General features: G+C 61.1%; 4 protein-coding genes. All 4 read left to right on the top strand.

Annotation, left to right across the window (positions count from 1 at the left end; genetic code table 11):
• The first annotated feature begins 8 nt into the window (after positions 1-8).
• Positions 9-473, top strand: a complete 465-nt coding sequence (locus HY308_07685; GenBank protein ID MBI3898163.1) for an endonuclease domain-containing protein — start codon at positions 9-11, stop codon at positions 471-473.
• Entirely contained in the window at positions 466-1,200 is a 735-nt protein-coding gene (locus tag HY308_07680) for an efflux RND transporter periplasmic adaptor subunit (protein ID MBI3898162.1), read from the top strand. The genes HY308_07685 and HY308_07680 overlap by 8 nt, the downstream gene beginning before the upstream one ends.
• Before the next feature lie 149 nt (positions 1,201-1,349).
• Positions 1,350-9,899 (top strand): DUF4347 domain-containing protein, encoded by an 8,550-nt coding sequence (locus HY308_07675; GenBank protein ID MBI3898161.1) that lies wholly within the window; start codon positions 1,350-1,352, stop codon positions 9,897-9,899.
• Positions 9,899-12,874, top strand: coding sequence for an EAL domain-containing protein (locus HY308_07670; GenBank protein ID MBI3898160.1), 2,976 nt, complete (start codon positions 9,899-9,901; stop codon positions 12,872-12,874). Before HY308_07675 ends, HY308_07670 begins: the two co-directional genes overlap by 1 nt.
• Positions 12,875-12,883 lie beyond the last annotated feature (9 nt).

The raw sequence follows: 12,883 nt of genomic DNA, 5'->3' as shown, positions 1-12,883 counted from the left end.
AGAGGGAAATGTCGTTAATCGAAAATGCCAAAAAACTCAGATGCGACCAAACCGATGCTGAACAGCGTCTGTGGTATCACCTGCGTGCGCATCGTTTCCTGGGTCTGAAATTCAAACGGCAGAAGCCTATAGGCGGTTATATCGTCGATTTCGTCTGCCATGAACACCAACTGATTATCGAAGTAGACGGTGGCCAACATCAAGAAAACGCCGAATCGGATCGGCGTCGAGATGCGTCGTTGCATTTACAGGGATATCGCGTGCTTCGGTTTTGGAATCATGACGTGTTGCAACGGACGGAGGCTGTGTTGGAGGCAATTCATCTAGCGGTACAACCGATCTCATCGATAAATCCGAACGAACCCGATTCCCCTCCCCCCTTGGGGGGAGGGGTAAGGGGAGAGGGGGTGGTTGAGCAGCGGACGCCCTCTCCCCCAACCCCTCTCCCGCAAGCGGGAGAGGGGAGTGAGTAATAAGATGCAGCGCCTAGGATTCTATTTGTGGTTGCTACTCGCGACCAACGCGTTCGCCGCGCCGCCGATATCCGAGTTCGAAGGTCTCATTGAACCGAACATGACCGTGGAGCTACGCAGTTCGGTCGACGGCGTTATCGAATCAATCGCGGTCGATCGCAGCGCCGTCGTTAAGCAAGGTCAGGAGCTGGTCAAGTTGCGCGCCGGTGTTGAGGAGGCGGCGTTGGCGCTGGCCGAGACCAAGTCCGAGTTCGACAAGCGCAAGCAATCGCGCGCGCAACAGCTGTATGCCAAGAACGCGATTCCGTTCAGCGATAAAGACGAAGCCGATGCCAACGCGCGGATAAGCGAGCAGCAAATGCGCCACGCGCGCGAGACGCTCAATCTGCGCATCATCCGTAGTCCGATCAGCGGTGTCGTCGCCGAGCGCTATTTGTCGCCGGGCGAATCGGTGAAAGACAAGACCATCCTCAAGCTCGTGCAGATCAATCCGTTGCGCATCGAGCTGGTGTTGCCGGCATCCGCGTTCGGACAAATTCAAAAAGGAATGAGCGCGCAGGTGCAACCCGAGCTCGGCAGCGTCGGGCCGTTGAATGCGACCGTTACCGTCGTCGACAAAGTGATCGATGGCGCCAGCGGCACGTTCGCCGTCCGTCTTGAAATTCCGAACCCAACCCAGGCGATTCCCAGCGGGTTACGCTGCAAAGTGCGTTTTGCCCCGCACTGACCTAACGCGTCGGAAAACAGACGCTATTCGGCTATTCCCCATCAGCGTCGGCAACAGCCGCTCCATGAAATCATGGGGTTACGCCCGGAGGCAAAAGGCATAGACATTGCAAGCAGAGTCGTAAACCCGACGCACAGCTTCTTGTCAGCATGCCTTTCAAGAAACATAACAAGCGCAGGGATGTTGATGGTGCCAGGGTCGGTGGTCCGCGATTCGAAGAGCTCGAATCGCGTTTGCTGTTGTCCGCCGACGTGAGCGGTCTCGTCGTTGATGCGACGCCCGTCATCGAACCCGCCATCATCCAATCGATCGATCTCGCTGCATTCGCGCCGTCGTCCTCGACCAGCGCCGCCGCTGCCGTCGAGGCGCGCAAGGAACTGGTGCTGATCGATCCGCGTGTTAGCGATTATGGCCAAATCGTTTCCGATCTCCTCGGTCCGCGCACGGATGGACGCTCGATCGATATCGTCGTGCTCGATCCGACGCGCGACGGCATCCAGCAGGTCAGCGACGCGCTCGCCGATCGCCACGATCTGTCGGCGCTGCACATCATCTCGCACGGCCGCGCCGGCACCGTCGAGCTCGGTGCCACCGAACTCGACGCCAATACGCTGTTCGACAATGCCGGCGCGATTCAACAGTGGCGCAATGCATTTACCGACGACGCCGACATCATGCTCTATGGCTGCGATGTCGCAGCGACGCCGAACGGTCATGTGCTGATCGACGCGCTGAGCCGTTTTACCGGCGCCGACGTCGCCGCCAGCGATGACGCCACCGGTGCGCACGCGCTCGGCGGCGATTGGTTGCTCGAAGTCGATAGCGGCGCGATCGAAACGACCGTGGCGCCGAGCGCGGCGCTGCAAGCGAGTTGGCAAGGCCTGCTGGCGGTCACGACCGACGGCGGTGAGACCCAGGTCGACACCGGTGGACCCGGCACCGGCACTATCGTGAGTCAGACACGCAACGTTGCCATCGATAGCAACGGCAACTCTGTCGTGGTATGGCAAGACAGCGTTAAAGACGGCAGCGGTAATGGCGTCTACGCGCAGCGTTACGACGCCAGCGGTGTCGCCCAAGGCGCTGAGTTCCGAGTTAACACGACGACGTTCAACAACCAGATGTCGCCGTCAGTTGCCATGGGTGCTAATGGCGATTTCGTCGTCGCCTGGTACGGCGACAATGTCGATCCCACCGTCATCGGCACCATCTACGCGCAGCGTTACGACGCCAACGGCGTCGCCCAAGGCGGTGAGTTCATCGTTAACACCACGCAGGCCGACAACCAGATGCAGCCGGCGATCGCTACAGGCCCCGGCGGCAACTTCGTCATCGCCTGGTGCAGCGACAATCAGGACGGCAGCGGCGGCGGTATTTATGCCCAACGCTACGACGCCAACGGCGTCGCCCAAGGCGGCGAGTTCCGGGTCAACACCACCACCCTGAACGTTCAGGACACGCCGGCGATCGCGATGAACGATGTCAGCAATTTTGTCATCGTTTGGAACAGCGCGAACCAAGACGGCAGCGGCTACGGCGTCTATGGGCAACGCTACAACAGCAGCGGTGTCGCCCAAGGCAGCGAGTTCCGCGTCAACACCACCACCGCCGATAATCAGTACAACCCGTCGGTGTCGATGGATGCCCTCGGCAACTTCGTCGTCGTTTGGACCAGCGATAACCAAGACGGCAGTGGCAGCGGTATTTACGGCAAACGCTACAACTACAACGGCGTTGCCCAAGGCAGTGAATTTCAAATCAACGCCACGACCGCCTCGGCCCAGAGCAATCCGTCGGTATCGATGCGCCGGACCGACGGTTTCTACGTGACCTGGGACAGTTGGAATCAGGATGGCGATCAAGCCGGCATATACCTGCGCGAGTACGATACCGCCGGCAATCCGCTCACCGGTGAAACGCTGGTCAACACCACGACCGTCGGCGATCAGAGGAACGCGAGCGTTGCCGTGAATGACGACGGCCAACTGGTGGTCGTCTGGCACAGCGACTCCATAGACGTTGCCATGCAACGCTACACGCATAACATCGCGCCGTTCCTCATCACCACGCAGACGCCGTTACTGAATTCGATCAACGAAGACGCGCCGGCGCCCGTTGGTGCCGTCGGTACGTTGGTCTCCGATCTCGTCGACTTTGACAATCCGTTGGGCCAGGTCGATAACGTCATCGACAACGACCCCGGTGCGTTGCTCGGCATCGCCGTGGCTTACACCGATACCACCAACGGTACGTGGTGGTACACCACCGACGGTGGTACCAATTGGCTCTCTTTAGATACCGTCAGCGGCACGAGCGCACGCCTGCTCGCGGCCGACGCCAATACCCGCGTCTATTTCCGGCCGACCGCTAATTTCAACGGTACCGCCTCCATGATGCTGCTCGCCTGGGACCAGACGACGGGCAGCAATGGCGGGCTGGCCGATACCACTGGGCGCGGCGGTAATTCCGCCATCTCGCAATACGCGGTCAATGCTTACGTTACCGTCAACGCCGTCAACGATGCACCGGTGCTCGACAACACCAAGTCGCCGGCGTTGAACGCGGTGAGTGAAGGCGCGCCGGTACCGGTTGGCGCCGTCGGCACATTGGTATCGAATCTCGTCACCAACGGTATGCCGTTGGCGAACGTCAGTGACGCCGATAGCGGTGCGTTGTTCGGCATTGCCGTGACTGCCGTCGATACCAGCAACGGTGCGTGGTGGTACACGACCGATGGCGGCACGAATTGGTTTGCGTTAGGAGCGGTGACCACCGACAACGCGCTTCAACTCGCGGCTGACGCCAACACGCGGATCTATTTCCAACCGAACGCCGACTTCATCGGCACGATCGCCGCCGGGCTGACGTTCCACGCCTGGGATCAAACCGCGGGTAGCAACGGCACGTACAGCGGTACCTCCATCAATGGTGGCACCACGGAATTTTCGAGCGCCACCGACACTGTTCCCGTTACCGTGACGGCCGTGAATGATGCGCCGGAGATTACCTTCGGCGAGATGCGGGTGAACACCGTCACGACCGATACCCAAGACATGGGCGGCAATAAGAATGTGGCGATGGATGCCAATGGCAATTACGTCGTCACCTGGATGAGCTTTAACCACGACGGTAGCAGCTACGGTATTTACGCACAGCGCTTCAATTCCGTCGGCGTCGCCCAGGGAGCGGAGTTCCTCGTCAATACCACCACCGCCAACAATCAGGCATTCCCGGCGGTGGCGATGGATGCCAGCGGCAACTTCGTCATTGTCTGGGAGAGCTTTCTGCAAGACGGCAGCGGCAATGGCATTTACGCGCAGCGCTACAACAGCAGCGGCGTTGCCCAAGGTAGCGAGTTTCGCGTCAACGTTACCACCGCGAACGACCAACAACTTCCATCGATCGCGATGGATGCCAGCGGCAACTTCATCGTCGTTTGGGAAAGTCCGGACAGCGGCGGAACCGGCGTCTACGCACGGCGCTACAACGCCGCCGGTGTTGCCCAAGGCGGCGAGTTCCGCGCCAACACTACGACTGCCGGCAATCAATCAAGTGCCAAAGTGGCGATCGATGCCAGCGGCAACTTCGTCATTGTTTGGAGCAGTACTGGGCAAGACGGCAGCGGCGATGGTATCTACGCGCAGCGCTACAACGCCGCCGGCGTTGCCCAAGGCAGCGAGTTCCTCGTCAACACCACGACCGCCAACAATCAACAGCTGCCGTCGGTGGCGATGGAAGCCGGCGGCAACTTCGTCGTCGTCTGGTCTAGCGCCGGTCAGGACGGCAGCGGCATGGGCATTTATGCACAGCGTTACGACAGCGCGGGTGTCGCCCAGGGCGCGGAGTTCCGCATCAACGTCACCACCAACAACGATCAGACAAGCAGTGCCATCGCCATGTTGCCCTCCGGCGGTTTTATCGTCGCCTGGGCCAGCGATCAGCAAGACGGCAGCGGCTATGGCATCTACACACGCAAGTATGACGCCGCCGGCAACGCGCTCACCGGTGAGACACTGGTTAACGCCACCACCTCAGGCTGGCAGTTAAGTCCCAGTGTTGCCGTGGACGACACCGGTCGCGCGGTCATCGTTTGGAGCGGCAACGGCAGCGGCGATGCCGACGGCATCTTCATGCGGCGTTACGATTATTCGCGGACGCCGCCGACAATGACGCTTAACGAAGACGCGCCGGCGCCGTCCGGCGCGGTCGGCACGTTAGTCTCGAGTCTCGTCGACTTCGCCAGTCCGAGCGGTCAAGTCGACAACGTATTAGATCGCGACAGCGGCGCCGTGCTCGGCATCGCCGTGACCGCCGCCGATACCAGCAACGGTACCTGGTGGTACACGACCGATGGTGGCAGCAACTGGTTGGCGTTAGGCGCGGTGAGTGACAGCAACGCGCGTCAACTCGCCGCCGCCGCCAACACGCGGATTTATTTCCGGCCCAGCGCCAATTTCAACGGCACGATTGCGCCAGCGCTGACGTTCCGCGCGTGGGATCAAACGACCGGCAGCAACGGCGCGTTGGCAGACGCTTCGAGCAATGGCGGTGCCACCGCCTTCTCGATGGTGACCGACACCGCCTCGGTGGTCGTGACTGCCGTCAACGACGCGCCGGTGCTCGATCCCAGTAAATTGATATCGGTCACGGTAAATGAAGACGCGCTGGCGCCGTCCGGCGCGGTCGGCACGTTGGTATCGAGTCTCGTCGACTTCGCTAGCCCAAGCGGTCAAGTTGACAACGTCACCGAACAGGACGCCGGCGCCTTGCTTGGCATCGCCGTGACCTACGCGGATATCGGCAGCGGCAACTGGTGGTATACGACCGACGGTGGTACCAACTGGCTCGCGTTAGGCGGTACTTTCACCAACGCTCGTCTGCTCTCCGCCGACGCCAACACCCGTGTCTACTATCAATCCACCGCCAATTTCAACGGCGCTGTCGGTGCCGCACTCGACTTTCGCGCTTGGGATCAAACGAGCGGCAGCAACGGTGGGCTGGCCAACACCGTCGTGTGCGGTGGCTCGACCGCGTTCTCAATTGCTATTGGCACCGTTGACGTGGTGGTCAACGCCGTCAACGATGCGCCGGTAATTACTTCAAACGGCGGCGGCGTTACCGCCGCGATATCGGTCGCTGAGAACACAAACACCGTGACCACGGTTACCGCGACCGACGTCGACGTGCCGGCGAATACGCTCAGCTACTCGATCGTCGGCGGTGCCGATGGTTTGCGCTTTAGCATCGACAGCGTGACCGGCGTCTTGACCTTCGCCGTTGCACCCAACTTCGAAGTGCCGTCAGATGCCAACACCGACAACGTCTACGACGTGACGGTACAGGTATCCGACGGTAACGGCAGCACCGACACCCAACAGATCAGCGTGACCGTAACCGATGCCAACGAGGCGCCGTCGTTGGTGCCGACCACGCAAGGCGGTGAGACCCGGGTAAACACCACGACAGCTAATTCGCAAAGCGGCGGAACCGTGGCGATGGATGCCAACGGCAATTATGTCGTGACTTGGAGTGCGGCCGACGCCAATGGCGCCGGCATCTTTGCCCAACGTTACAACGCGGCCGGCGTCGCGCAAGGCGGTGAGTTCCAGGTCAATACGACGACGGCAAACAATCAGTTTGCGCCAACGATTGCATTGGCTGCCAGCGGTAACTTTGTCATCGCCTGGCAAAGTTGGAGTCAAGACGGCAGCCTTTACGGCGTCTATGCGCAACGCTACAACGCCGCCGGCGTGGCGCAAGGCGGGGAATTCCGCGTCAATACCACGACGGTAGGAGATCAGAGCACTCCTTCGATCGCGATCGATGCCAGCGGCAACTTTGTCATCGCCTGGACCAATCTGGATCTCGGTCTGCGTTACAACGTCTACGCACAGCGCTATAACGCTGCCGGTGTCGCCCAAGGCGGCGAGTTCCGCGTCAATACCACGATCAATGGGCAATCCGTTCCGGTGGTGGCGATGGACAGCGTCGGCAATTTTGTCGTTGTCTGGCAAAGCAATGACGGCAGCGGTTGGGGCGTCTATGCACAGCGCTATAACGCTGCCGGTGTCGCCCAAGGCGGCGAGTTCCGCGTCAATACCACCACCGCCAACGATCAGATGGACGCGGCGGTGGCGATGGACGCCACCGGCAACTTCGTGGTGACGTGGCACAGCCGAAACAATGACGGCGATGGTTGGGGCATCTGCGCCCAATGCTACAACTCAGCCGGTGCCGCCCAGGGCAGCGAGTTCCTGGTTAATGTAACGACCGCCGATTGGCAGCAATATCCGACGGTGACGATGCGTTCCTCCGGCGGCTTCGTTATCGCTTGGCAAAGCATCAACCAAGACGGCAGCGGTTACGGTGTGTACCTGCACGAGTACGACGCCAGTGGCAACGCGATCAGCGGTGAGACGCGCGTTAGCTCGACGACCTCCGGCAATCAACAAAACGCCCGCATCGCCGTCGATGACATCGGTCATATGGTGGTGGTGTGGAATGGCAACGGCAGCGGCGATAACGATGGCGTGTTCATGCAGCGCTACGCCTACGCGAACTCGCCGGTGCTCAGCACCGAGAACGAAGATTCGCCGGCCCCGGTCGGCGCTGTCGGCACCTTGGTCTCGAGTCTGGTTGATTTCGCCAGCCCGAGCGGCCAAATCGACAACATCAGCGATCCCGACGCCGGCGCTTTGCTCGGCATCGCCGTCACCGGCGCCGATACCACCTATGGCTTTACCGGGTTCACAACCGACTGGTGGTACACGACTGACGGCGGCGCGAATTGGTTGAACTTAGGCGCGGTCAGCAACACCAACGCGCGGCTGCTCGCCGCCGATGCCAACACCCGCCTCTATTTCCGACCGGCCGCCGATTTCAACGGCACCGTTTCCGACGTGCTCACGTTCCGCGCCTGGGACCGGACGACCGGCGCCAACGGCGCGCTCGCCAATACCTCGGTCAACGGCGGTAGCTCCTCGTTCTCGAGCACGACCGAAACGGCGTCAATCGTGATCACCGCGGTCAACGATACGCCGGTGATCACCTCGAACGGCGCCGCCGCGACGGCAGCAATTTCGGTGGCCGAGGGCACCACCGCCGTCACCACCGTTACCGCCACCGACGTCGACGTGCCAGCGCCGACGCTGACCTATTCGATCGTCGGTGGCGCCGATGCCGCGCACTTTGCGATCGACAGTACGACCGGCGCGTTGGTTTTCGTCGTCGCGCCGATCTTCGGTACACCCACCGATGTTGGTGCCGACAATATCTACGACGTCACCGTGCAAGTCGCCGACGGTAACGGCGGTACCGACATGCAAGCGATCAGCGTCAGTGTCGCGACTGCCAACACCGCACCTACCGGCAGCGACGCCACTATCACAACCGCTGAAGACGTCGCGTATGTGTTCGACGTTACTGACTTCGGTTTCAATGATGCCGACGTCGGCGACAGCTTGAGCGCGGTGCGCATCGATATGTTGCCGGTGAACGGTACGCTGACACTCGCCGGCGCGGCGGTCAGCGCCGGACAAATCGTCACCGCGGCCGACCTGGTCGCCGGTAATTTCGTCTACACGTCGGCGGCAAATGCGAACGGTGTTGCCTATGCGAGCATTAGGTTCTCGGTGTGCGATCAAAGCGCGTGCTTCGCCGCCAGCCCGAACCGGCTGACGATCGACGTGACACCGGTGAACGATGCGCCGGTGCTGGCGACGAATACCGGGCTGACGCTGCTCCAAGGTGCGAACGCGACGGTAACACCGCTGCAGCTCGCGACCACCGACGTTGATAACAGCGACGTGCAATTGGTTTACACGCTGACGGCGTTGCCGACAGCGGGTGTGTTGCAGCTCGACGGTGTTGCTTTAGGCCTCAATGACACGTTTACGCAAGCGGATCTCAACGCCAATCGAGTGAGCTATCGCCACAACAATACGACCGCGGCGACTGACGTTTTTGGTTTCATCGTCGCCGACGGCAGCGGCGCTATGGTCGGATCGAGCTTCGCGATCACAGTGACGCTCGTCATCCCGCCGGATCCGGTCACGTCACCAGCGCCGCCGGTAAACGGCGGAGCGCCGGTACCGCCGGCGCCGATAAGTTCGCCGGCGCCATCAACGCCACCGGTGATGGGAGTCGACGGCGGTGTAACGACCGATGTTCCCTATGTCAGCACATGGCGGCCACTGCCTAGCGCGAAACCGACCTCAAACCCGAGTCTCGCCGCCACCCAGCGAACGGCGTCGATGGTGCCTGACGTAAACGCGAGCGCGTCGTTCACCGCATCCGTTTCGTCAAGGGGTCCGGTGACGGCTTCGTCGATACCAGCTCCCGGCAACGTGCATTCGTTCAACGCCCTCGGTCGCGCGCTCGACGATATGCGCACACAGTTGCGCGAAGGTTCAACGCCGCTGTTTACGAGCGCCACGACATTCAGCGGCGCCATTCTCACCGTCGGCTTTATTTCTTGGATCCTGCGCGGCGGCGCCCTGGCCGCGAGCCTGATCGCGACGACACCGCTGTGGAACCGTTTCGATCCATTGCCGATCCTCGCCCGTCGGCGTCGCAAAAACGAACGCGAGGAAGCGACCAAGGAGCATCTCGCCGTCATGCACGATCACCGCGAGCGCGCGTTACGCAAATTGTTTCCGGTGCGCCCGGGCGCAGCCACCGATACCGACGAGATCGGCTGATGCGCCTGTCACCGACTTTTCGTTTGACGCTCAGCATGGCGCTCATCACCGTGAGCCTAGTGCTGTTTGCCGATCTCGCCGGCTTCGTCCCCGACGCTCGATTTGCCGCGCTCGAAATTCGCAAGCGCAGTTGCGAGTCGCTCGCCGTGCAGCTATCGATCGCCGTCACTCGTTCGGACATTGATCTGGTGAAGCAGACGTTGGATGTTTTTGCGACGCGCAATCCGGACGTGCTGTCGGCAGCGATACGTCGGGCCGACGGCAGCATCTTCAGCGAAACGCCGGAGCATGCGAAATACTGGTCGCCGCCGGACACGGATCGATCGACATTGACGCACGTGTTGGTGCCGGTGTTTGCCGGCGAGCAGCGTTGGGGCGCGGTCGAGGTCAGTTTTGCGCCGGTATATCAAGGTGTGCTCGGTTGGCTACGTCATTCGGTTTGGGGGTTGGCGTTGTTCACCGGCATGATCGGGCTCGGCATTTTCTATGTGACGTTGCGACGGGCGTTACGCGAGCTCGACCCGCGCGGAACGATTCCGCAGCGCATCCGCTCGGCGTTCGATGCGCTGGCCGAAGGCGTGCTGATTCTCGATCGCGACGGCTTCATCGTCCTCGCCAATGCCGTGTTCGCGCAAAAGTGCGGGCGTTCCGCCGATGCCTTGATCGGTATAAAGGCAGCACAGCTCGAATGGCTCGACGCCGTCGAGAAGTCGAAGCCGAAAATATTGCCGTGGGCGCAGACGCTGACCGCCGGTGAGACGCAAGCGCGCGCGTTTTTGCGGCTCGCCGCCAGTGGTCAAGGTGAGACCCAAGTGTTCGTGATCAACAGCACGCCGATACTGGACGAGCGCCACCAACCGCGCGGCGCGATCGTCACATTCGACGACGTTACCGCGCTCGAGAAGAAGAACCAGGAATTGAACAGCACGATCGATCTGCTCAAAGAGTCCGAGCGCGAAATCAAGAATAAGAACGAAGAGCTCTATCAACTCGCCACGCGCGATCCGCTCACCGGCTGTCTCAACCGCCGCGCCTTCTTCGCCATGTTCGAGCCGTTGTGCGGTAAGACCGAGACCGAAGGCATGGCGCTGTCCTGTCTCATGATCGATATCGATTATTTCAAGTTGATCAACGACCGCTTCGGCCATGATATCGGCGATAAGGTGCTGCATTGGGTGGCGGAGAATATCCAGTCGCTGGTCGACGATAGTGGCTCGATCTGCCGCTACGGCGGTGAAGAATTCTGCGTCGTGTTGCCCGGTTTGGATGTTTTTCAGGCGGACGTCATTGGCCAACGACTTTGCCGCGCGATCGAAGAGAAGTCGACGTTGCGTTTCGGTAGCGAACTCGCCGTCACGATCAGCGTCGGCCTGTCGTCGGCGCAATCCGGCGTCAACACCAGCAGCGGTCTCATTACCCAGGCCGATCAGGCGCTATACGCGGCCAAATCGACCGGCCGCAACCGGGTCGTTCAATGGAGCAGCGCCATCGAAGCGCCGGCCGATCTGCAACCAAGCCTGCGCCGTGCCGGCGAGCGCGTCGGTTTAAGCAGCGTCTTGGACGCTTCGCAACGCATTACGCCGGCGCCCATGGAGCAGGCGCTTTCCGCGAGCGGCGCATCGACGATCATGCAGCGTATGGAATTTATCGACTGGATGGAGCGCGCATTGCGCGAAGGCCACCGGCAAACCCATAAGAGCGTCGCTGTCATGTCGCTCGTACCGAACCAGTTTCGCCGCGTCAGCGATACGCTGGGTGCCAGCGTCGGCGATACGTTGCTGCAAGTCATTGGCAATCGGTTGCAAGACGAGCTGCGCCAGATTGATGCAGCAGCTAGTGCCGGTAAATTCGGGTGGCGGGTGTCGCGTCTGCGGCTCGATGAGATCGGTATCGTTATCAGCGGCATCGCCGGCAAAGACGAGGTGCGCTCGTTGCTCAATCGTATTTTCCGCGCGCTGTCGCAGCCGCTCGAAATGCACGGCCACATGATCGAAGTCGGCGTTTCGATCGGCGTCGCGCTGACGCCGGAAGGCGGCGACACGCCGGAGATGTTGCTCAAGAACGCGGCGGCGGCGCGTTACTACGCGCAGGAGCGTCACCGCGACGAGCGTTGTGAATTCTACTCAGACGAAATGCACGTGAGTTCGATGCGGCGCGCGCGCATCGTCGGTGAGCTACAGCAGGCGCTCGACAACGATCAATTCGTGCTGCATTTCCAGCCGCAGCAGGATCTGCGCACCGGCGAGATCGTCTCGTGGGAAGCACTGTTGCGTTGGCCACATCCGCAGCTTGGTCCCATCCCGCCGGCGGAATTGATTCCCATCGCCGAGCAGACCGGCCTCATTCATGGTCTCGGCAGGTGGGTGTTGCGCGCAAGCTGTCGGCAAGCCAAGGCATGGTCGGATGCTGGTTTCGGCGTCGGCCGCATCGCCGTCAATCTGTCGGCGATACAACTACGGCACGCCGACATCGTCGATCAGGTACGCGAGGTATTGCTGGAGACGGGATTGGCACCGAACCGATTGGAGCTGGAGATCACCGAGAGCGCCATCATGCACGACCCTTCGGTCGCGCAGCGCACGCTGCAGCAGCTGCGCGAGATCGGCATTCGCATCGCCATCGATGATTTCGGTATCGGCTACTCGGGCTTGAGCTATATCAAGGATTTCCCGGTCGACGTCGTCAAGATCGACCGATCGTTTCTCATCAGCGTTGCCGATCCGCGTGCCGGCGAACTGTATGCCGGCATTGTCGACATGGCGCAGCGCCTGAACTTGTATATCGTCGCCGAAGGCGTGGAAGCACAAACCGATCTCGATTTCGTGAAGCACTGCGGCTGCCATGCTATCCAGGGCTATCTCTTTAGTGCACCGGTACCGGCGACGCAGGTCGAAAGGATTCTGCCAAGCAGCAATGGATCCCGCCCCGAACCTGCTTGGCAATCCGCGCGCGCGAGCAAGCGGTCGATCTCGTAGCCGACCCAG

Source organism: Gammaproteobacteria bacterium, assembly GCA_016199745.1.
Taxonomy (GTDB): domain Bacteria; phylum Pseudomonadota; class Gammaproteobacteria; order Acidiferrobacterales; family Sulfurifustaceae; genus JACQFZ01.
The sequence above is the reverse complement of the archived record's forward strand: the minus strand, read 5'-3'. Positions and strand labels throughout refer to the sequence as shown.

Coding starts and splice junctions, on each gene's coding strand:
- HY308_07685 (MBI3898163.1), top strand. CDS start 9: ATGTCGTTAATCGAAAATGCCAAAAAACTCAGATGCGACCAAACCGAT.
- HY308_07675 (MBI3898161.1), top strand. CDS start 1,350: ATGCCTTTCAAGAAACATAACAAGCGCAGGGATGTTGATGGTGCCAGG.
- HY308_07670 (MBI3898160.1), top strand. CDS start 9,899: ATGCGCCTGTCACCGACTTTTCGTTTGACGCTCAGCATGGCGCTCATC.